18 protein-coding genes are annotated in these 20106 nt (G+C 71.0%); 7 read left to right on the top strand and 11 right to left on the bottom strand.

Annotated features, from left to right (window positions below; translation table 11 throughout):
• Positions 1 to 18 precede the first annotated feature (18 nt).
• Both cmk and der read left to right on the top strand, forming a co-directional pair.
• Positions 19 to 654 carry a (d)CMP kinase gene (gene cmk / locus ACGFIV_RS19100; RefSeq protein WP_358550081.1) on the top strand — a complete coding sequence of 212 codons (636 nt, stop codon included), beginning with the start codon at positions 19 to 21 and terminating at the stop codon, positions 652 to 654.
• Between the two features lie 58 nt (positions 655 to 712).
• Positions 713 to 2164, top strand: a complete 1452-nt coding sequence (gene der / locus ACGFIV_RS19095; RefSeq protein ID WP_358550008.1) for a ribosome biogenesis GTPase Der — start codon at positions 713 to 715, stop codon at positions 2162 to 2164.
• A gap of 110 nt (positions 2165 to 2274) precedes the next feature.
• On the opposite strand, the gene ACGFIV_RS19090 is transcribed toward der, so the two are convergent.
• The 5 genes from ACGFIV_RS19090 to ACGFIV_RS19070 all read right to left on the bottom strand — a co-directional run bounded on the left by ACGFIV_RS19090 (position 2275) and on the right by ACGFIV_RS19070 (position 6654).
• Positions 2275 to 3828 (bottom strand): MFS transporter, encoded by a 1554-nt coding sequence (locus ACGFIV_RS19090; protein WP_358550010.1) that lies wholly within the window; start codon positions 3826 to 3828, stop codon positions 2275 to 2277.
• 101 nt (positions 3829 to 3929) lie between these two features.
• The gene (locus ACGFIV_RS19085) at positions 3930 to 4661 is read right to left on the bottom strand and encodes an LppX_LprAFG lipoprotein (RefSeq protein WP_392836441.1); all 732 of its coding nucleotides are present in this window, start codon (positions 4659 to 4661) and stop codon (positions 3930 to 3932) included.
• 162 nt (positions 4662 to 4823) lie between these two features.
• Positions 4824 to 5165 carry a TraR/DksA C4-type zinc finger protein gene (locus tag ACGFIV_RS19080; RefSeq protein WP_358550014.1) on the bottom strand — a complete coding sequence of 114 codons (342 nt, stop codon included), beginning with the start codon at positions 5163 to 5165 and terminating at the stop codon, positions 4824 to 4826.
• Positions 5166 to 5257: 92 nt separating this feature from the next.
• Positions 5258 to 5746: a TraR/DksA C4-type zinc finger protein gene (locus ACGFIV_RS19075; protein ID WP_358550016.1), complete on the bottom strand. Its 489-nt coding sequence runs from the start codon at positions 5744 to 5746 to the stop codon at positions 5258 to 5260.
• A 536-nt stretch (positions 5747 to 6282) separates the two neighbouring features.
• Positions 6283 to 6654: a hypothetical protein gene (locus tag ACGFIV_RS19070; RefSeq protein WP_358550018.1), complete on the bottom strand. Its 372-nt coding sequence runs from the start codon at positions 6652 to 6654 to the stop codon at positions 6283 to 6285.
• 272 nt (positions 6655 to 6926) lie between these two features.
• Here ACGFIV_RS19070 and ACGFIV_RS19065 point away from each other — a divergent pair, with 272 nt between their 5' ends.
• Both ACGFIV_RS19065 and secD read left to right on the top strand, forming a co-directional pair.
• On the top strand, positions 6927 to 7403 hold the full coding sequence (locus ACGFIV_RS19065; RefSeq protein ID WP_358550020.1) for a hypothetical protein: 477 nt from the start codon (positions 6927 to 6929) through the stop codon (positions 7401 to 7403).
• A gap of 37 nt (positions 7404 to 7440) precedes the next feature.
• Positions 7441 to 9681 carry a protein translocase subunit SecD gene (secD, locus tag ACGFIV_RS19060; protein WP_392836437.1) on the top strand — a complete coding sequence of 747 codons (2241 nt, stop codon included), beginning with the start codon at positions 7441 to 7443 and terminating at the stop codon, positions 9679 to 9681.
• A 41-nt stretch (positions 9682 to 9722) separates the two neighbouring features.
• On the opposite strand, the gene ACGFIV_RS19055 is transcribed toward secD, so the two are convergent.
• On the bottom strand, positions 9723 to 10217 hold the full coding sequence (locus ACGFIV_RS19055; protein ID WP_358550024.1) for a MarR family transcriptional regulator: 495 nt from the start codon (positions 10215 to 10217) through the stop codon (positions 9723 to 9725).
• Positions 10218 to 10356: 139 nt separating this feature from the next.
• Here ACGFIV_RS19055 and ACGFIV_RS19050 point away from each other — a divergent pair, with 139 nt between their 5' ends.
• On the top strand, positions 10357 to 11379 hold the full coding sequence (locus ACGFIV_RS19050) for a cation diffusion facilitator family transporter (protein ID WP_358550026.1): 1023 nt from the start codon (positions 10357 to 10359) through the stop codon (positions 11377 to 11379).
• A 22-nt stretch (positions 11380 to 11401) separates the two neighbouring features.
• Here the strand turns inward: ACGFIV_RS19050 and ACGFIV_RS19045 are convergent, their stop codons facing one another.
• Positions 11402 to 12799, bottom strand: a complete 1398-nt coding sequence (locus tag ACGFIV_RS19045) for an aminopeptidase P family protein (protein WP_358550028.1) — start codon at positions 12797 to 12799, stop codon at positions 11402 to 11404.
• Between the two features lie 180 nt (positions 12800 to 12979).
• Here ACGFIV_RS19045 and ACGFIV_RS19040 point away from each other — a divergent pair, with 180 nt between their 5' ends.
• Both ACGFIV_RS19040 and ACGFIV_RS19035 read left to right on the top strand, forming a co-directional pair.
• Entirely contained in the window at positions 12980 to 13408 is a 429-nt protein-coding gene (locus ACGFIV_RS19040) for a CBS domain-containing protein (RefSeq protein ID WP_358550030.1), read from the top strand.
• Between the two features lie 64 nt (positions 13409 to 13472).
• Positions 13473 to 13715 (top strand): hypothetical protein, encoded by a 243-nt coding sequence (locus tag ACGFIV_RS19035; protein ID WP_358550032.1) that lies wholly within the window; start codon positions 13473 to 13475, stop codon positions 13713 to 13715.
• On the opposite strand, the gene ACGFIV_RS19030 is transcribed toward ACGFIV_RS19035, so the two are convergent.
• The 4 genes from ACGFIV_RS19030 to ACGFIV_RS19015 form a co-directional block, all read right to left on the bottom strand.
• On the bottom strand, positions 13695 to 14432 hold the full coding sequence (locus ACGFIV_RS19030) for an ABC transporter permease (RefSeq protein WP_358550034.1): 738 nt from the start codon (positions 14430 to 14432) through the stop codon (positions 13695 to 13697). The two genes, ACGFIV_RS19035 and ACGFIV_RS19030, sit on opposite strands and share 21 nt — an antisense overlap.
• Positions 14429 to 15157: an ABC transporter ATP-binding protein gene (locus ACGFIV_RS19025; RefSeq protein WP_392836430.1), complete on the bottom strand. Its 729-nt coding sequence runs from the start codon at positions 15155 to 15157 to the stop codon at positions 14429 to 14431. Before ACGFIV_RS19025 ends, ACGFIV_RS19030 begins: the two co-directional genes overlap by 4 nt.
• A 431-nt stretch (positions 15158 to 15588) precedes the next feature.
• Complete coding sequence (locus tag ACGFIV_RS19020; protein ID WP_358550038.1) at positions 15589 to 16209, bottom strand: peptidase inhibitor family I36 protein; 621 nt, start codon at positions 16207 to 16209, stop codon at positions 15589 to 15591.
• A 470-nt stretch (positions 16210 to 16679) separates the two neighbouring features.
• Positions 16680 to 19826, bottom strand: a complete 3147-nt coding sequence (locus ACGFIV_RS19015; protein WP_358550040.1) for an AAA family ATPase — start codon at positions 19824 to 19826, stop codon at positions 16680 to 16682.
• Positions 19827 to 20106 lie beyond the last annotated feature (280 nt).

Raw genomic sequence — 20106 nt, 5'->3', positions numbered from 1 at the left:
ACCGCACTGGTCGTCGCCATGGACGGCCCTTCGGGGTCGGGCAAGTCGAGCGCCTCGCGCGGCGTGGCGCGCGCGCTGGGGTTCCGCTATCTGGACACCGGGGCGATGTACCGCGCGATCACGTGGTGGATGCTGGAGCACGGCGTCGATCCGGCCGACCCGGCGGCGCTCGCCGACCGGGCCGCCGAGCCCGTGCTCGTCATCGGCACCGACCCCGACGCTCCCGGCGTCACCGTCGACGGCGTCGACGTGGCGGTCCAGATCCGCACCCACGAGGTCACCTCCGCGGTCTCCGCGGTCAGTGCCGTCCCCGAGGTCCGCAGCCGGCTGGTCGCCGAGCAGCGCGCCATCATCGGTGAGGGCGATATCGTTGTCGAGGGCCGTGACATCGGCACGGTCGTGGCCCCCGCAGCGCCGGTCAAGGTCTACCTCACCGCGAGCCCCGAGGCCCGCGCCCGGCGCCGCACCGCCGAGCTGACCGGCACGACGGTCGCGGCGCAGCAGGCCGAGATGGCCCGCCGTGACACCCTGGACTCGACGCGTAAGGCCGATCCTCTGGTGATGGCGGCCGACGCGATCGAGCTCGACACCACGGAGCTCAACCTCGAAGAGGTCGTCTCCGAGGTCCTGAGACTTGTGAAAGAGCGCACCTGACCGGTGACGCCGTGCGGCGGGCGCAGGACGTCCCGTCCCGCCGAGCCGCTGGAGAAGAGTGAGCACAAATGGAAACGGACGTGACGTGACGGGGGAGTACGGCGACGAGGGCGGCTGGATCGAGGCCCATATCGCGGAGTTCGAGGACGACGGCGTCGCCACCGAGGAGGAGCCGGACTTCGGTCCGCTCCCTGTGGTGGCCGTGGTCGGGCGTCCCAACGTGGGCAAGTCCACGCTGGTCAACCGCATCATCGGCCGCCGCGAGGCGGTCGTGGAGGACGTGCCGGGCGTGACCCGCGACCGCGTGACGTACGAGGGCACCTGGCGAGGCCGCAGGTTCACCATCGTCGACACCGGCGGGTGGGATCCCGATGCCACCGGCATGGCCCTGCGCATCGCCGAGCAGGCGCAGATCGCGGTCGAGCTGGCCGACGTGATCCTTTTCGTCGTGGACGCGACGGTCGGGGTCACCGACGCCGACGAGACTGTGGCCGCGGTGCTCCGGCGCTCGGGCAAGCCCCTCGTGCTGGCCGCCAACAAGGTCGACGACCAGCGCATGGAGCTGGAGGCCACGTCGCTGTGGTCGCTCGGGCTGGGCGAGCCGCAGCCGGTCTCGGCCCTGCACGGCCGTTCCAGCGGTGACCTGCTCGACATCCTGCTGGACGCCATGCCGGAGGCGCCGCCGCAGCGCTTCGGCGCCGAGCGGGGCCCCCGGCGCATCGCCCTGGTCGGCAAGCCCAACGTCGGCAAGTCCTCCCTGCTGAACAAGCTGGCGGGCGAGGAGCGGGTGCTGGTCGACCCGATGGCCGGCACCACCCGCGACCCGGTCGACGAGCTGATCCAGCTCGGCGGCAAGCCCTGGCGCTTCGTCGACACCGCGGGCATCAGGCGCCGCGAGCGAGAGCTCCAGGGGGCCGACTTCTACGCGGGCATGCGCACCAAGGCCGCCCTGGAGCGGTCCGAGGTCGCCGTGGTGCTCATCGACGCCTCCGACGTGCTCACCGAGCAGGACCTGCGCATCATCAGCATGGTGATCGAGTCGGGCCGTTCGATGGTGGTCGCGTTCAACAAGTGGGACCTGGTCGACGAGGACCGGCGCTACTACCTGGAGAAGGAGATCGACCGCCAGCTCGTCCGCGTCCCGTGGGCACTGCGCGTCAACATCTCCGCCAAGACCGGGCGGCACGTCGAAAGGCTCGTCCCGGCGATCGAGCGCGCTCTGGAATCCTGGAGCACGCGCGTGTCCACGGGCCGGTTGAACACCTTCCTGTCGGAGCTGGTGGCGGCCACGCCCCCGCCGGTCCGCAGCGGCAAGCAGCCGAAGATCCTCTTCGCCACCCAGGCGTCGACCGAGCCGCCCAAGTTCGTGCTGTTCACCTCGGGCTTCCTTGAGGAGACCTACCGCCGCTTCATCGAGCGCCGCATCCGCGAGGAGTTCGGCTTCGCCGGCTCCCCGGTCGAGGTGACCATGCGCATCCGCGAGAAGCGCGGAGCCCCCAAGAAGAAGTGACCACCCTCGACGACCCGCCGCGGGACCCCATGGCTGCTCCATGGGGTCCCGCGGCGTTTCGGGACGCTTCGGAGTCCCGTCGGGTGTGAGGGGTGGTCGACGGCTCCCGCCTACCCAGCGCTCTCGGCGGAGCGGCGGGGGAGGGCGAGGGCCGTCAGGGCGGCGATGCCGCACAGGACGGCGGTCAGCAGGAAGATCTCGGTGTACTCCGTGTGCAGGGCCTCGCTGACCTTGGCGGTGTACGCGGCGAGGCGCCGGGCGTACTCCGCGGGCTCGACGCCGAACGGCAGCGGAGTGTCCAGGTGCGCGGTAAGCGACTGGAAGCGGTGGAAGCCCCACGCCGAGAGCCCGGCGACGCCGAGCAGCATGCCCATCATGCGGGCCACGACGACCGCGGCCGAGGCCACCCCGTGCCGTCCCGCGGGGGTCACGCGGAGCACCGCCGAGGAGATCGGGGCGATCACCGCGCCGAGCCCGAGACCGGCGATGACCAGGTCGACGTCGACCCGGGGGAGCCCGAGGGGGTACTCCGCGGCGGCCAGGCCGACGGGCCATCGCGAGATCAGCGCGTAGCCGGCGCAGGCCACGACCAGTCCGGCCACGGCGACGACGCGCTCGCCGTACCGGCGGGCCAGCACGCCTCCGGCCAGCGCCGCGACGGCGAGTGCCACCAGGAACCTCGACAGCACCAGTGCCCCGCCCACGGTGTCCTTGCCGAGCAGCGTCTGCGCCGTGAGCTGCACGTCCACCAGCGTGACGAGCAGCGCGGCACCGGTCAGGGAGCTCGCCGCGAGCGAGGCGAAGAACGGGCCACGCCGCACGCCCGACATGTCCAGCAGGCGGGTCGTCGAGCGCAGCTCCCACACGACGAACAGCGCGGCGGCGACCACCCCGGCGGCGATGGCCGGCACGCCCCAGGAGGGCAGGACCGCCTTGTCCGGCTCGGGGTTGTACAGCCCGGCCACGAGCAGGCCGAGCGCCAGCGCGAGTAGCAGCCCGCCCACGACGTCGACGCGCGCCCGGGGGCCGGTCCTGGCGGCAGGGGGAGGCACCGTGCGGTGGACGGCGATCGCCGCGAGGAGGGCGAGCGGGAGGTTCACCCAGAAGATCCCGCGCCATCCGACCAGGGCGGCGAGCCCAGCGCCGTACAGCGGGCCCAGAACGCTTCCCAGCTCCTGTGCGGCCCCGACCGCTCCGAGGGCCACCGGGCGGGCGTGCTCGTCCCACAGGTCGCCGACCAGGGCCATGGTGATCGGCAGCAGCGCCCCGCCGGCGATCCCCTGGAGCGTACGGCCGGCCGTCAGCATCGGGATCGACCCGGCGAGCGCCGTCACCGCCGAGCCCGCCGCGAACCCGGCCAGGCACGCGTGGATCAGCGGGCGCCGCCCGTACCGGTCGGAGAGCTGCCCGAGCAGGGGCATCGCCGCGATGTAGCCGAGCAGGAAGCCGGTGACGACCGGTGTCGCCCGTTCGAGATGGTTGAGCGGCACCCCCACGTCCTTGGCGATGTCGATCAGGACGGTGACGACGACGTACGCGTCCAGCGCGGCCAGCAGCACGGCGGTGCCCCCGACGCCCAGTGCCACCCGGCGGGTGGCGCCGGGACCGGGCGCGGACGGCCCGGCGGACGTGGTTCCCGCGACGGGATGGGACGGGGTGGTCACAGGCTCACCTCGCCGGCTCGGAAGGACGTGGGCGGTGATCGTGGTGGGGCGGCGCCGGCTCGCTCCGGCGGTCATCGAGACGGGAAGGGGTGGTCATCGGGTCACTTCGGCGGGGCGGTGATCGTGACCGGGGCGTCGTAGTCGCTGAAGGTGACGACGACCGTGCCCGCGTTGGTGCCGCCGCCTATGGGCAGGCTCGCCTTGAGCAGGCGGTTCGTCGCCTTGTCGATCCACACCTGGCCGTTCACCCCCTGGTTCACGCCCGGCACCAGCGTGGCGATGGCCTGCTGCGACAGGTTCACCGCGACCCGGTAGGCGTCCGCGCCGCCGATCTGCTCCTCGGCCTCGGCCCTCGGGTCGGACGCGGTGGCGAGCAGGTGCGCGACCCCCTTGTCGGGGTTGAGGATGGCCGACGGGTCGTAGATGCCGGCCAGTTCCTCGCGGGTCATCGTCTGGTATCCGCCGGTGGGACCCTTGAAGTACACGGTGTCGCCCGTGAGGACGAAGTCGAGCTCCTGAAGGTTACCGAGGACGTCGATCTGGAGCGTGCCCTTGGCGTCAGCCTCCCTGGTCAAGGAGCCCTCGGCGTGCTTGACCGGGACGGGAGGCTTGCCTTCGGTCGCGATCGTGAAGGCGACGGTCCGCACCGACCGCATCGCCTCCGAGGACTTCCTGACGAGATCCTGCCCGCTGGGCAAGGCGGCGGCGTCCGGAGACGAGGCGCACGCGGCGACCAGGCACAACGACAGGAGGAACTGCGCCACGATCCACGGCGCACGGGCACCGGGCACGCGCGGACGGGGCGACCAATAGGTGAGCGACCTTTTCGACACAGCCCGGATGCTAGCGATCGGGGGCCTGACGACAGCGGTTTTCGCAGGTATCGGTTTGGGGTCGCCCCTGGCCCGCCCGCCGTCCGGGGTGGGGCGGGCAGGCGGGTCAGGGGCGGTGGGCATGGCCTCGGCCTGGTGGGCCGGCGGGTGAGCCCGGGGCGGTCAGCGGGACTCGTGCCGGAGCTGGCAGGCCATGCAGTACCGGCTGAGCGGCCTGATCTTCAACCGGTCGAACGGGATGCCCGACCCGCAGCCGGCGCACCGGCCGTAGGTTCCGTCGTCCACCTTGTCCAGGCTGCGCCGGATCTCCGCGATGACGCGGCCGGTGGCGGCGATGTCGGCGAGCACCTCCTGCCGCGAGATGTCCTGCACGTCGCCGTTCTCGATCGAGCCCTTCAGATCGCTCAGCTGGGTGGTCCGCCACACCAGTTGCGTCTCCATCTCCTCCCGGAGAACGCGGACCTGCAGCCGGCTGAGCCGGGTCCTCTCCTCGTCGGCCTTCATGGTTCCTGACCCCTTTCGGGAAGGTCGTACCGCTGAGGGAAGCCCGTCGAGGGCGGCCTGACGACCGGTGCTCGCGTGGCCGCCGGTGGCCTTCATGCCGTCGACCGAGTGCGTTCGGCGTCGGCACAGGCGGCGCACCGCTGCTCATGCGGAGCGCGCAACAGCTCCTTCAGCGGGATGAACGCTCCACACTGCTTGCAGGTGCCGTAAAGCCCTCGGTCCATCCGCTCGATCGCGGACTCGATCTCGATGACGTGCAGGCGTACCTGCCGGAGGGACCCACCCGCACCGTCCCCGGAGCCGCCGTGATCGTACAGGGCCTTCCCGGACCCGCTCGGGGCCTTTCCCAAGTCGCTCGGCGCGTTTCCGGAGCCGCTCGGGGCGTTTCCGGAGCCGCCGGGTGCGCCTCCGGGGGCCGAGGCGAAGGTTCCCCTGTGCCCGGCCCGCTGCTCGCTGAGCCGGTGGAGCTCGGCTCTGGCCACGACGAGCCGTTCCTCCAGCAGCTGGCGGAGTTCCTCCAGCCGGGTGACGTGCCGCTGGTAGTCCTCCATGAGGCTGTGCACTGACTTGATCTCGGCCATGACGGCATGACTCCTCACTCGATGGGTGGGCGGCGCCCGCCCGCGCGGGGCCTGACGAGGCCCCGCGCGCGGCACGGCGCGAGCCGGGGTATGGGTGCGGACCTCGCGTGACCACGCGGGCCCGTAGGACTTTCACGATGAGCCGGAGCCCGGAGCCCGGAGCCCGGAGCCCGGAGCCCGGTAGCCGGAACCCGGAACCCGGTACCGGGGCTCAGGGCTGGACGCGGCCTTTCCTGCACCGCCGTACGGCCTCACCGGGTCTGGGCGCGGTCTTCCCGCCGTACACCTGATCGGGTACGGGGTGACTCATGCGCCTACGCGCGCCCAGCCCCGGCCCACGGCCGGAGCGTCGGTGCGCTGCCGCGCATCGAGCTACGGGCACGCGGTCGGCAGGTCGCGCCGTGCGTGTCCGTGCATATCCGGGGTGTCCGGGCGCGTGCGGGCGTATCCGGGGCGTGTCCGCAAGGACGAGTCCGTGGTCGCGGATCCGGCTGGGCCGTGTGACTGGGCCGTGTGAGCGGAAGAACCGGCTCCGGCTAGGCCTGGGGCGGGCTGCGGGAGCCCGCGGTGCGATGAGCCGTCTGCTGGGGACTGCGGATCGCGCCCGGATCGGGCCACACGGGGACGAGGAGCGACGCGGGTGCGCCCGCATCGGGCGCCGGCGCCTGGCGAAGCCAGTGGGCGGGCGGGTGCTCCAGGCCGGGGTACGACATCGGCGGCGTGGTCGATGTCTCCACGATCCAGCCCGTGGGCGCCCACACGTCGGTGGCGACGCCGGAAGGCTCGGCACCGGGGTCGTTCTCGTACCAGGCCGGGGTGGAGGCGACGAGGGCCAGGGCAAGCAGGAGCAGGCCCACCACCGATGTGAAGGCGGTGGACCCGTGCGCGCTACGCCCCCAGGTCGCCATGGAGCCGACCATAGCCCAGCCCGCGGAAAAGAGCACATGCCCGCTCTACTGCCCGATGAGCCCCCGTGAACCACCGCTACGGAAGCCCCCACCGGGTACGGCTTCACAGCCGGGTTCTCCGGACGTACCGGGTGGGCCGCAGTTTCTGGGCATACCGGGTGGGCTGCGGTTCCTGGACGTACCGGGAGGGCCGCGGTTCCTGGGCATACCGGGTGGGCCGCGGTTTCTGGACGTACCGGGTACGGTGAACCCCAATCGGGAGAGGAGGGGCCGTGCGGAGAAGATCGCCCGTCGCGTTGCTCCTGCTGCTGTTCTCGATCTTCCTGGTCGCCGGCGGGACTCCAGCCGCCGCTCTCGCCGCTCCCGCGCGGCACCACCCAGGCACCGCCCTCGCCCACCTCCAGCTCACCGAGCCCGCGCATTCGCCGGTCGCCGCTCTCACCCACCCCCAGTTCGCCACTCCCGCGCACCCCGAGGCCGCCGTTTCCGGGGGTGCTGAGGCTGCCGCGACTTCGCCGGTTCCGCAGGGCCCCGAGGTGCGGCAGGTCCTGCCCGCCGGGACCGGGGCCGATTTCCGGTCGGGGGCCGGGGGGCAGGCTCCGCACGGTGGGCTCGCCGCCGTCCCCGCCGCTTCGCGGCACCACGGCACGCGCTCGGTCGCGGCGGTCGCGGCGGACCGCGACCAAGCGCCCGTACAGCCGGGTCACACGGTTCGCCCGGCGCGGGCGCCACCCTCCACAGCGCTCTGACGCATCCCCCATCTCGACAAGCCTGTGGAGGCTTCCCATGTCACGCGCGCCCAGGTGGCGTGCGGTGATGGCGCTCGCCGTCATCGCGATCTCCCTGCTGCCGGTCCTGACCATGGCCCCGCGCCTCGGCCTGGACCTTCGCGGCGGTACTCAGCTCGTCTTCGAGACGAAGGACTCCCCGACGGTCAAGGCGGACGCCGCCGCCGACCGTGCCCTCGATGTGCTCCGGCGCCGGGCGGACGCGCTCGGCGTCGTCGACCCCACCCTCGTACGGTCCGGAGAGAAGCGGATCATCGCCGAGCTGCCCGGCGTGCTCGATCCGCGCAAGGCCGCCGAGGTCATCGGCAGGACCGCACAGCTCATGTTCCATCCGGTGCTCGGCGTGGCCGAGGCCGGCGATCCCGGTGCCAAGGCGGACAAATCAGGTGAGCGGCTCCGCCTCGGTCCGCCCGCCGTCAGCGGTGAGGGCGTGACGGACGCCGTCGCGCGCAGCGACCCCCAGCAGGGGCTGGGCTGGTTCGTCACCGTCGAGTTCCGCGAGGCGGGTGCGTGGCAGCGGCTGACCGGGGCGGCGGCCTGCGAGCCGGCCGGCGACCCCCGGCGCAGGGTGGCGATCGTGCTGGACGACGAGATCATCTCCTCGCCCCAGGTGGACCCGTCCGTGCCGTGCCGAACGGGTATTCCAGGCGGTTCCACGCAGATCTCCGGCTCCTTCACGCCTGAGGAGGCGCGAGACCTGGCCGTACTGATCAAGGGCGGCGCGCTGCCCGTACCGCTCGACCTCGTCGAGCAGCGCACGGTCGGCCCGACGCTCGGCGCGGAGGCGATCGAGGCCAGCGCCAAGGCCGCGATCGTCGGCGTGGCACTCACCGCGCTGTTCGTCGTCGTGGTCTACCGGCTGGTGGGCCTGCTCGCCGCGATCGCGCTGGGCGCCTACGGCCTCATCTCGTACGCCGCGCTGGTCGCGCTCGGCGCCACGCTGACCCTGCCCGGCCTGGCGGGGTTCGTCCTGGCGATCGGCATGGCCGTGGACGCCAACGTGCTGGTGTTCGAGCGCGCCAGGGAGGAGTACGGCCAGGCCCCAGGGCGCGGCCTCAGGTACGCCCTGGACCGAGGTTTCAAGAACGCCTGGAGCGCGATCGCGGACTCCAACATCACCACTCTGCTGGCCGCCGGCCTGCTGATCTGGCTGGCCTCGGGACCGGTCAAGGGCTTCGGCGTGACACTGGCCATCGGCGTGCTCGCCTCGCTGGTCTCGGCGATGCTGATCACGCGGGCCCTGACCCAGGTGGTCATCGGCAGGATCGGCCCCCGGATCTCCGGCCTCGGCTCGACGGGGCGCGTCAGGGCCTGGCTCGCCGCCCGCAAGCCGGACCTGATGGCCGGAGGGCGGGTCTGGCTGGCCATCGCGGGCGTGGTGCTCGTGGCTGCGTCCGCCGGGCTGTTCACCCGTGGCCTGAACTTCGGCGTCGAGTTCACCGGCGGGCGGATCGTGGAGTACGCCACGTCCGGGCAGGTCAGCCCGGACGTGGCCAGACAGGTGGTGCGGGACGCGGGCTTCGGCTCGGCGGTCGTGCAGACGTCCGGCGACGCGATCTCCGTACGTACCGGGCAGATCAGCGCCGAGGACGTGGCCCGCATCGAGAGCGCGATCGAGGCGAAGGCGGGCGAGGTGACCAAGCGGCGTGACGAGCTGATCGGCCCGAGCCTCGGCGCGGAACTGCGCCGAGACGCGCTCATCGCCCTCGGCGTGGCGCTGGCGGCCCAGTTGCTGTACCTGGCGATCAGGTTCAGGTGGACGTTCGGGGCGGCGGCCGTGCTGGCGCTCGTCGTGGACGGGGCCGTGGTCCTCGGCGCGTTCGCCTGGCTGGGCAAGCCGGTCGACGGCGTCTTCCTGGCCGCGATGCTCACCGTCATCGGGTACTCGGTGAACGACAAGGTCGTCGTCTTCGACCGGGTACGGGAGCTGTGGGCGGGGCGGCGTACGGCACGGTTCGCCGAGGTGGTGAACGACGCGATCCTGCAGACCGTGCCGCGCACGGTGAACACGGGCATCGGGGCGCTGTTCATCCTCACGGCGCTGGCGGTGTTCGGAGGCGACTCGCTGAGGGACTTCGCGATCGCGCTGCTCATCGGCATCGTGGCCGGCACGCTGTCCTCGGCGTTCGTGGCCGGGCCCGGCGCGGTCGAACTGGAGAGGTTCAGCCGGCGACCGCCTCCCCGGCCCGCCGATCGGCGCGCGCCCCGGCGCCGGGAAGGGTCGGGCGCCGTGGTCTGAGCCGGGAAGGTCCGTTCACCCCCCCCCGTCGGAGCCCCCGGCTAGGCGCGTTCTTCGGCGCGGAGCCTGAGCAGGTGGGAGACGACGGGGGCGTAGGCGGCCTCCAGGGCCTCGATCAGCTCGGGGGCCAGGCGGTCGATGAAGTGGTAGCGGACGTTGGCGACGTGCATGGGCGCGACCCGCTGGATGGTGTCCCACCCGTGCTCGGTCAGCACCGCGAACGTGCCTCTCCGATCATCGGGGCAGCTCTCGCGGCGGACCAGGGAGGCGGCCTCCATGCGAGCGATCTGGTGGGACAGGCGGCTTCTGGACTGGATCGTCGCCTCGGCCAGGTCGCTCATGCGCATCCGGTGGCGGGAGTTCTCGGAGAGGTTGACCAGGATCTCGTAGTCGTTCACCGACAGCCCGAACTCCTGCAGCTCGCGGTCGAGCCGGTGTTCGAGGAGCTTGTGCGCGGAGAGGTGGGCACGCCAGGCTCGTTGCTCTCCGCCGCTCAGCCAGTTGGGGTCGAGGTCATCGGATTCCGCCGTGCTCATGGAGGTGAATCTATCTCCCTCAAGCGCGAACCAGGCGCATGTCCCCCGACCGAATGCGGTGACAGCTGCGATCTGTCCGGGGATCAAACTTTCCCGTCCACTGCCGATAGGAAGCGCGGGACAGGGGAAGACGGGCGAGATGAGCGACAAGGCGGAGCCGGACGAGGGCAGTGAGAGTTTCCTCACCGTACTGGTGGCGGCCGGGGTCAACCTCGCGATCGCGGTGGCGAAGCTGGTGGCCGGGCTCATCAGTGGTTCCTCCGCGATGCTCTCGGAGGCGGCGCACTCCGCCGCCGACACGGTGACCGAGGTCCTCCTGCTGATCGCGGTACGGCGGGGCGAGCACCCCGCCGACCGCCGGCACCCCTTCGGCTACGGCAAGGCGGGGTTCTTCTGGGCGCTCATGGCGGCGGGCGCGACGCTGGTGATCGGAGCCGGGTTCTCGATCACCCATGGGGTGCAGACGATCTGGAAGGGGGAGGAACTGGGAGACCTCCGCGTCTCCTACGTCGTCCTCGCGGTGTCCTTCGTGCTGGAGGGCATCTCGTTCTTCAGGGCCTTGCACCAGGTGCGCGGCGCGGCCAGGCGGTGGAGCGTGAGCCCTCAGCGGTACGTCGCGCACACCTCCGACACCGCGGTCAAGGCGGTGGTCTTCGAGGACTCGGCGGCCCTGGCCGGGATCGTCGTCGCCGCGCTCGGCCTCCTCGGCTTCCAGCTCACCGGCTCGCCGGTGTGGGACGGCGCGGCGTCCGTGGTGATCGGCCTGCTGCTGCTCGGCGTGGCCATGCACCTGATCAGGGCCAACGCCTCCCTGCTGATCGGCCAGGCGGCCCCGCAGGGACTCCAGCGCGAGATCCTCAAGGAGCTCGTCTCGCAGGAGGAGGTCAGCGACGTCGTGGAACTGCTGACCATGATGCTCGGGCCCAACGAGGTGCTGGTGGCCGCGAAGATCGACTTCGTGGACGAGTGCTCGGGGGACCGGCTGGAGGCGGCGGCCGACCAGATCGAGCACCGGCTCGCCGAGCGGTTCCCCGAGATCACCCACGTGTTCCTGGACCCCACGCCCGGCCGCGCGGCCCGGAAGGCCAGGGGATCCGGCGGCCGTCCGGAGACCTCCGGGCCGCAGGGTCGCACGCAAGGGGGTCCGGCGAGCCCCGCGTGAACCTCCGCCGGGCGCCGGGGCGTCAGCTCAGCAGGATGCCCATCCAGGTCTCGATCTCGTCGGGGTGGCGGGGAAGGCCCGCGGACATGAGCCGGGCGCCGTCCTCGGTGACGACCAGGTCGTCCTCGATGCGCACGCCGATGCCGCGGAACTCGGGCGGGAGGGTCAGGTCGTCCGGCTGGAGGTACAGGCCCGGCTCGACGGTCAGCACCTGACCCGCCTCCAGCACGCCGTCGAGGTAGACCGACGCGCGCGCCCTGGCGCAGTCGTGCACGTCGAGGCCCAGCATGTGGCCGCTGCTGCACAGGGTGTACCTGCGGTGGAGGTCGTCGTCGACGGACTTCAGCACGCCCCACTCGCGAAGGCCCTCGGCGATGACTCCCATGGCCGCCCGGTGGAAGTCGCGGAACCGGGCCCCCGGCCTCACCACCGCCATGGCGGCCGTCTGCGCCTCGTACACCAGCTCGTACACCTGCCGCTGGATCGGGCTGAAGCGGCCGGACAGCGGGAGGGTCCTGGTCACGTCCGCGGTGTAGAGGTTGTCGGTCTCCACGCCCGCGTCGAGCAGCAGCAGTTCGTCGCGGTTCAGGCGGCCGTCGTTGCGGATCCAGTGCAGCACGCAGGCGTGCGCGCCGGAGGCGGCGATCGTGCCGTACCCCGTCGCGTTCCCCTCCAGCCGCGCCCTCAGCCCGAAGACGCCCTCAACGTACCGCTCGCCCCGGGGGTGCGCGAGGGCCGGCGGCAGCGCGCGTACGACGTCCTCGAAGCCGCGCCCCGTCGCGTCCACCGCGTGCTGAAGCTCGGCGATCTCCCACTCGTCCTTGATCAGCCGCATCTCCGACAGGAACGAGGCGAACTCGCGGTCGCCGTCGTGCGGCGCCACCCGCGCGTCCACCGAGGCGTCCACGTCGCGCAGCACCCGCGAGTCGCCGGTGAGCGCCTCGGGAAGGCGGTCGATCGGCGCGCACTCGATCTGGTAGAGCGCCTCGGCCTCGTCCAGGGCGGGCCGGGCGCCGACCCAGAACTCGCCGTACCTGCGGTCGCGGTAGAACTCCTGCCCGGCCGCGCCCCCGGCCGACCTTGGGGAGCGGGGGCGCGTGAACAGCGTCGCCGCGCCCGAGGGGGCGATGACCAGCACGTCGTCCGGCTCCTGGCCCCCGGTGAGGTACGCGAACGCGCTGTGCGCGCGAAAGCGGTAGTCGTCGTCGTTGCTGCGGACCTTGAGCGTTCCCGAGGGGATGACCAGCCGCTCGCCGGGGAACCGCCGCACCAGCGCGTCGCGGCGCTTGGCGGTGTAGGCGGCCAGGGGCAACGGCGCGAGGCCGGGGCGGCTCGTGTCGTCCCAGCCCTCGGTCATGAAGGCGGCCAGGGCGTCGGAGACCGGCAGGTCGTGGCTGCCGGTGTTCAACTGATCGGTCATCGGAGGTCCCGGTGGAGAGAAGTGGTGCGTGACATATTACTCATTGCGCCCGGCGTGCCGGGTCCGGAGTCCCCGGGAATCACGCGGGTCCTTTACCGCCACACGCGGTTAACGAGGACCTCAGGTGGGGAAGCCACAGGTACCCTAGCCGGGCCTCTCCAGCTTGACGAGGTGGTGTCGATGCTCATCAGCGCGATCCTGCGAGGTAAGGGAACCACGGTGGCCACCATGGCACCGCAGGCGACCGTCACAGAGCTGCTCGCGATTCTGTCCGACCACAACATCGGCGCGGTCGTGGTGTCGGAGGACGGCATGACGATCGTCGGCATCGTGTCCGAGCGAGACGTGGTGCGACAGCTCCACCTGCGGGGTCAGGGCGTGCTCGACGCGCCGGTGTCCTCGATCATGACCACCTCCGTACGTACGTGCGGGCTCGACGCCGACGTCGACGATCTCCGCAAGACCATGACCGACCACCGCATCCGGCACCTCCCCGTGCTCAGCGAGGGCCGGCTGGCCGGCATCGTCAGCATCGGAGACGTGGTCAAGAGCGCCATCGAGGAACTGGAGACCGAGAAGGCCGCACTCGTCGACTACCTGCACAAATGAGCCGCGGCTTGCCTGCGTCCATGACGTGGGTGGGGCGCGTCCTGCCCGCTCGACGCCTGAGCGGGTGAAGGTCGCCTACATCGTCGGGCTCTCGGTCCCCGTGGAGGAGTTCAGCGTACGGCTGGCCGAATTGCCCGGCGCGGTGCTCGCCCAGGAGCTGCCCCACGACCGTGTCGTGGTGGTGCTCGAATCGCGCTCGGGAAGCAGCGCGCTCGCCTCGCTCACCGGCGTGACGACGATCCGCGAGGACCGCCCGGCGCGGCCTCACGGGGCGGAACCGCGGCGCCTACGCGGTGCGCCGCCGTAGGGTCGCCGCGGCGAGGGTCAGGGTCACCATGACGCAGCCGACGATGACGCCGAAATCGCGCCACAGGGTGCCGGTGGCCTCGGCATGCAGGCCGACCTCCTGAAGTGCCTCCACGGCGTACGTCATCGGCAGCACGTCGCTGATCGCCCGCAACCAGCCGGCCATCTGGTCCCGGGCGACGAAGAGGCCACAGAGCAGGATCTGCGGGATCACCACCACCGGCATGAACTGGACGGCCTGGAACTCGGTGCGGGAGAACGCGCTGCACAGCAGGCCGAGCGCGACGCCGAGCACCGCGTTGGCGATCGCGATGAGGACCACCAGGCCCACGCCGCCCGGGGCGTCGAGGTCCAGCAGCCAGTAGGCGACCGCCGAGGTCACCGAGGCCTGGACGGCGGCGGCGAGACCGAACGCCAGCCCGTACGCGAACAGGAGGTCCAGCTTCCCCATCGGCGTGGTCAGCAGCCGCTCCAACGTGCCGCTGGTGCGCTCGCGCAGCATCGCGATGCTGGTGACGAGGAACATGATCGTGAAGGGGAAGACCCCCAGCATGACCAGGCCGATGTGGTCGAAGACGCCGGGCGCGTCGTCGAACATGTAGTAGAGCAGCGTCAGCAGCAGGTTGGGCGCGACGACGAGGAGTGCCACGGTGCGCTTGTCGTGGCGTAGCTGGCGGAGGATCCGCCCGGCCGTACCGGCCAGGATGCGAAGGTTCACGAGACCCCCTGCTTGGCTCGGATCAGGTGGAGGAACGCCGCCTCAAGATCGGGAGTCCCCGTCCCGGCCCGTACCGCTTCCGGCGTGTCGTCCGCGATGAGCTCCCCGTCGCGGATGAGGAGCAGCCGATCGCACCGCCCGGCCTCGTCCATCACGTGGCTCGACACGAGGAGGGTGGTGCCCTCGGCGGCCATCGCCCGGAACCGCCGCCACAGGTCGTCGCGCAGGACCGGGTCCTGCCCGACCGTCGGCTCGTCGAGGATCAGGACCTCGGGCCTGCCGACCAGGGCACAGGCCAGCGACGCCCGGGCGCGCTGCCCTCCGGACAGGTCGCCGACGAGCCGGCCGGCGGCATCCCCGAGCCCGACGTCGGTGACGGCGGCGTCCGCGTCGGCCGCTGTGACGCCCTTGTAGAGCGACGCGAAGTACCGGGCGTTCTCTCTCACCGTCAGGTCGGCGTAGACGCTCGGCGCCTGCGTCACATAGCCGATCTTGGTACGCAGCGGGGCGGACCCGGCCGGGACGCCGAGCACCGTCACCGCGCCGGCCTTCACGACCTGGACGCCGACGATGGCGCGCATGAGGGTGGTCTTCCCGCTGCCGCTCGGACCCAGCAGGCCGGTGACGCTACCGCGCGGAATGGAGCAGCTCAGACCGTGCAGAACGCGGCGCCTGCCACGTTCGACGATGAGATCCCGGACCTCGATCGCAGGCTCCACAGGCACCTCGGACTTCCCTGGCCAGATATTTCAACTGCTGATGAAATCAAAAGCTAGACGAGATCGGCAGGGGATTCAAGACGGGAGCCCTGGTCTGTCAGATCGATCACGCGGCTTACCCGCATGGGCGGGAGGGACCTCCGTACGGGAGGACCGCCCGGTACGGCTCGTCCGGACTCCGCCGTGGTCGGTGCGCCGGCCGGCTGAGCCGCGCAGGAGCCGCCGCCGATCGCGGAAGCCCCCGATCGCGGAAGCCCCCGATCGGGTGGCCGATCGGGGGCGGGAGCGATTCGCGACGGAGCACAGGCGTGATCTCTGCGTCGCCTAGTAGTTGGCGGACAGGACTAGCCGCGGGGTTCGCCGGGGCGGCCGTCGTGGGCTCCGTATTCGTGGTCGGGGCGTCTCCTTCAGACCCGTCCCGCTCCAGAAGGCGCTTGTCAGCAGAACAGCTCTACGTGGTCGGCCCGATTGTTGTTCGCGTCTCCGACGTAGCTCCATGCCGAGAACGGGCTTGAGCTCCAGAGGGGATAATCGTACTGGTGACCGTAGGCGGGGTTGCCCAAATCATCGTGTTCGCGGAAACCCAGCTGCCATTTGATGTTGTTGTGCACCGAGGTGGTGCGGTCGTTCCAACCCCAATTGGCGAGGTCCTGCCAGCCACAGGAAGAGAGCTTTCCCCGGGGGTATCCGAAATCCTTCCCGTCGTAGAAGCAGAACCAGCCGGACGGACAGTCGGCGACCGCGGCCACCGTGACCCGCTCTGGAAGGGCGTAGGTCACCACGAACGTGCCGTCGGCGTAGGAGATCTCGTTGCGGCTCGTCTGCACGCCTCCCGGGGCGATCTTCAACTGAAGCGCCATCTGCTGGCGCAGTTCCGCGTCCGAGCGGGCCTGCCGGTGCAGAAGGGAGGGGTCGTCCGCCGTGCTGATCCTGCTCGACTCCGTTTGGCCGGTGACACCGGTCGAGTTCGTCGCCGCGTGTGCGGACGACCCCGTCAGAGTGACCGCCGCGGCGACGCAGCCCGCCAGCAGGCCGGCGATGATCCTGGATCTCGACATGCTACCTCCATGAAAAGATGCTTTCTCAAAACTCCACGGACAGATGCTTCCTCAGAAGCCGAATGCTGGAAAATCTCGCCTGAATTCTTCTCCTGTGGATCTCCGGAAGGCGGGGTTCGCTGATCCGGTTAAAGTGTGGGCCGCCACCACGCGCCCCAGTAGCGAGGAGAACGGCCCCTCTCCTTTCCTCCAAGTGGCGGAGTCGCGAACGGCGCCTCAGGGAACGGTGAAAACCGTGACGGCCATTCCTCGGTTGTTCACAATTGGCGAAGCCGGCCGTACGGTTCCGGCTCGCCGCGCCGGCGCCTTTAGTTTCGTCCTGCTTCGAGCGTTGGTCGATGGGTTTCCTGTTGCCTCCGCAGAAGGGAAACAGGGAAACACCGAAATATCAGGAGCGATGTGCTGGTGCTTCGGATGGCTCGGGACACCCTCAGGCCGGGTGGCGGGATCGCATACGACTCCGCGGAACGTCAGATCTGCCGGACGGCTCCGGACCCGAGGCGAAGGCGCGTGAGAGCGTGACGGCTGCGTGCCGCCCAGTGCGGGGCACCGATGCGTTCGGCGAGGTTTATGGCCTCGGCATAGTGGCGGGTCGCGTCCTTGCGGCGGCCGAGGGCGGTGGCGAGCTGGCCGAGGGTGTGGTCGACCGGATTGAGGGTGATATGCCCGTGCACGATTTCGGGAAGTCGCCCAGCATGGGGAATGAGCTGCTCGTAGCAGGTCGCCGCTACGGTGTCATCGTTGAAGTGAATGGCGTTCTCGGCCCGGAAGACCGTCCAGAGCAGCCAGTAGAAGTCCCGGGGGACCGGTGCGGCGGGTGCCCAGACGGCCCGTGCCTGGTCGTATCGGCCCGCGGCCAGGAGTAGCCGCGTGTAGGGCTCCGCGATCACATCACCCAGCCGCTCGTAGACGGGGCGGGACTGCTCGGCGAGGGCGGCCATGCGCGCCTGGGAGCCGGAGTCGGAGTCGGCCCGGGCGTGTTCGAGGCAGAATCGCACCAGCAGGTCGAAGGTGTGCGCGTTCGGATCGCCGACGACCCGCAGTTGGGCGGCGATCTCAGCGTATTTGCGTTCGGCGTGGTCGAATCGCCCGGCGATCAGGTCACGGAGGGCGTCGAACATGGCGAGTACGCCGAGCGCGAGCCCGAGTTGGCCGGTGGTGGCATGCTCGACCGCCTGGTCGACGTGCCACTGTGCCCGTTCGAGATCGTTGCGGCCGAGTTCGACCATGAACAGGATCTGGTGCCCCTGCGCCTGGTAGCCGGTCAGGCCCGCCTGCGTCGCGACGGCGATCTGGTCTTGGCCGATGCGTTCCATCTCCGCGTGTCCGTCGGGGTCGAGAGTGGTCGCGATGTATCTCGCGTTGAGGGCGAGGCACAGCAGAGCGGGTTCGCCGAGCCGCCGGGCGATCGTGAGCGCCTCCACGCTGGCCTGGTCGGTGCGGTCGGGGTCGTTGGCGTCGACCTCGATGGCGAGGGTCGCCAGCAGCCGGCAACGGGTGCGATCGTGTCGGGCGGGCAGCGTGGCCAGCAGGGCTTCCAGGCCTTCGACCAGTGTCGTGTCCATGTGCTGGTACTCGTGGACCGTCCACAGCGCAGGAGCGTCGTAGGCGGTATGGGCGCGGAGTAGTCCCTCGGGTGTGCCGGCCCGTCGGGCCGCCTCGATCGCACGGCGGCGGGAAGCGCGGGCCGCCAGCACGTTGCCCGCGTGGCCCTGCGCGGAGACCAGCGCGCAGAGCAGGTCCAGCCGCAGGCCGTCCTGCCCGTTGGGCTCGCCGGAGTTCTCCGGCGAGCCGTGACCACACAGATCAAGGACCTGCAACGCCCGCTCCAGCAGACTGGCGGCCTCCTGGTGAGCGGACAGCGCGGAGGCGGCATGAGCGGCGTCCGCTGCCGCGAGCGCCGCGGCCCGCGCCGTGGACACGGTGGCGGCGGCGAGCGCGTGGTGGGCCAGCACAGCGGCACCGGCCCGCCGGGAACGGGTGAACGCTTCCAGGGCGCGGGCGTGGAGGCGGTTGCGGCGCAGCAGCGGGATGTCCTCGTAGAGGACGTCCCGGACCAGCACGTGGGAGAACCGCACGGTGCCGGGCGCCGGTTCGGTGAGGAGTCCGGCACGGACGGCGGTCTCCAGATCATCGAGGACGGCGTCCTCCCCGATCGCCTCAATCATCAGCAGCATGTCGACATCCGCCTCGACGCCGATCACGGCGGCGGTGCGCAACACCGACAGCACGCGGGCCGGAAGTGCCGTCAACCTGCAACGGAGCACCTCGCGGACCCCGTCGGGCACCGATTGGGCGGTCGTCTCGGTACCCGTGGCGGCGATCAGGCGGGCGAACTCGCAGACGAACAGCGGGTTTCCCCCGGTGCGTGAGGCGATCAGCTGAACGGTCCGCCGGGCCGGCATCGTTCCGCTGTGCCGGTGGATCAAGCGGGCGGTGTCGGCCTCGGCGAGCCCACCCAGATCCAGCCGGCCGGCACGGGTACCGGCCATCGCCGCCCGTGCGGCCACCAGGTCGGCGGTGATCTCATCCGGCCGATAGGTCGCCACGACCAGCACCGGATGCTCGGGCAACTCGGCGAAAAGATGGCGCAATACCTGCAGGGTCTCCCCGCCGGCACGGTGAACATCATCAAGGACGATCAGTAATGGCTCCTGCTCGGCGCGCTGGGAAAGACACCGGACCAGTTCGCGCGCCAGCCGGAACGGTGCCGCGGCCACGGCGTCCTCCGGGCGCGCCGTGTGGTCTGGCACCGGCGGTTCTTCGGGGGGCGCCGTGCGGTCTGGCACCGGCCGTTCTTCCGGGGGTGCCGTGCCGTCTGGCACCGGCCGTTCTTCCGGGGGACGCGCCTCGACGCCGTGATCACCGACGCCGTCTCCGCCTTCGGGGGCCAGGCCGGTGGCTCGAAGGCGGCGCATCACTTCGATCCACGCCCATCCCGGCGGAGCCCCGTCGACCTCCGGGCAGCGCCCCCACGCCGTCTGCCATCCGCTTCGTTCCGCCGTCTCCACCAACGCCCGAGCGATCGTGGACTTGCCCACGCCGGCCTCACCACCGACCCACACGACCCGGAAGTGCCCCGCGGCGGCCGCCGCCGCATGCGTACTCAGGGTCTCCAATTCGGCTTCCCGCCCGAGGCATGCCATCGCCGGGAAGGGTTCGATCTCCGAACCCGCGGTGGTCCGATCCCCTCGTACGGTCCCGGACCGGCCGGTCACCAGGACAGAGCCGGGCTCGGGGAAGGGCGGGTCGTTCGCCACGACAGAGCCGGGCTCGGGGAGGGACGGGTCGTTCGCCGGAGGACCGCCGGGGGACCGGTGCCGATGGGCGGACGCCCGCTCGGCCGGTTCCCCGGCCGATGACACGGAGTCGTCGCCGGGTTGCCGTTCGGCGGTCAGCCTGGCCAGGAGGCCACCGGTCCGCAGTTCGCGATCGCATTCCCGTGCCAGACCGGGCGTCAGGGGCTTCCTGTCGTTCTCGACCTTGCTCAGGTAACCCTTGCTGTAGTGCACCAGCTCAGACAGGTCGGTGAGGGATATCCCGCGTTCCAGACGTAGCCGGCGTAGCAGGCCGCCGAAACGTGCGGGTGTCGAGCCGTCGGCCCCCACAGCGGTCATCAGGACCTTTCCATGAACGCCACCGCGCCCGAAGGGCGACAGCCGCCGCAGTTCACTACCCGCGCACAGATACCGCCTTCAGACGGTGATCCATGATTCGGCATTACAAGGCAGAGAAACCCCGGGAGTCAAGGCCGCGCGACTCCGAATCCGGATTCGGGGCTGACATCCCCTTGGCCGAACAAGAGACCGATGGGGGCCGGCCATCTATCCGGGCAGGTCATCGTGGTCCGGTATTCCTCCAGGCCATTCGGTGGCCCGTCGGGCTGTTTGACCGGGC

The sequence above is a fragment of the Sphaerisporangium sp. NPDC049003 genome, assembly GCF_043197795.1.
GTDB lineage: Bacteria > Actinomycetota > Actinomycetes > Streptosporangiales > Streptosporangiaceae > Sphaerisporangium.
The sequence above is the reverse complement of the archived record's forward strand: the minus strand, read 5'-3'. Positions and strand labels throughout refer to the sequence as shown.

Bases quoted from the DNA above. Each gene is read 5' to 3' on its own strand.
- cmk (WP_358550081.1), top strand. From the start codon at position 19: ATGGACGGCCCTTCGGGGTCGGGCAAGTCGAGCGCCTCGCGCGGCGTG.
- ACGFIV_RS19080 (WP_358550014.1), bottom strand. From the start codon at position 5,165: ATGAAGGCCGACGAGGAGAGGACCCGGCTCAGCCGGCTGCAGGTCCGC.
- ACGFIV_RS19075 (WP_358550016.1), bottom strand. From the start codon at position 5,746: ATGGCCGAGATCAAGTCAGTGCACAGCCTCATGGAGGACTACCAGCGG.
- ACGFIV_RS19070 (WP_358550018.1), bottom strand. From the start codon at position 6,654: ATGGCGACCTGGGGGCGTAGCGCGCACGGGTCCACCGCCTTCACATCG.
- secD (WP_392836437.1), top strand. From the start codon at position 7,441: ATGTCACGCGCGCCCAGGTGGCGTGCGGTGATGGCGCTCGCCGTCATC.
- ACGFIV_RS19055 (WP_358550024.1), bottom strand. From the start codon at position 10,217: ATGAGCACGGCGGAATCCGATGACCTCGACCCCAACTGGCTGAGCGGC.
- ACGFIV_RS19050 (WP_358550026.1), top strand. From the start codon at position 10,357: ATGAGCGACAAGGCGGAGCCGGACGAGGGCAGTGAGAGTTTCCTCACC.
- ACGFIV_RS19045 (WP_358550028.1), bottom strand. From the start codon at position 12,799: ATGACCGATCAGTTGAACACCGGCAGCCACGACCTGCCGGTCTCCGAC.
- ACGFIV_RS19040 (WP_358550030.1), top strand. From the start codon at position 12,980: ATGCTCATCAGCGCGATCCTGCGAGGTAAGGGAACCACGGTGGCCACC.
- ACGFIV_RS19020 (WP_358550038.1), bottom strand. From the start codon at position 16,209: ATGTCGAGATCCAGGATCATCGCCGGCCTGCTGGCGGGCTGCGTCGCC.
- ACGFIV_RS19015 (WP_358550040.1), bottom strand. From the start codon at position 19,826: ATGACCGCTGTGGGGGCCGACGGCTCGACACCCGCACGTTTCGGCGGC.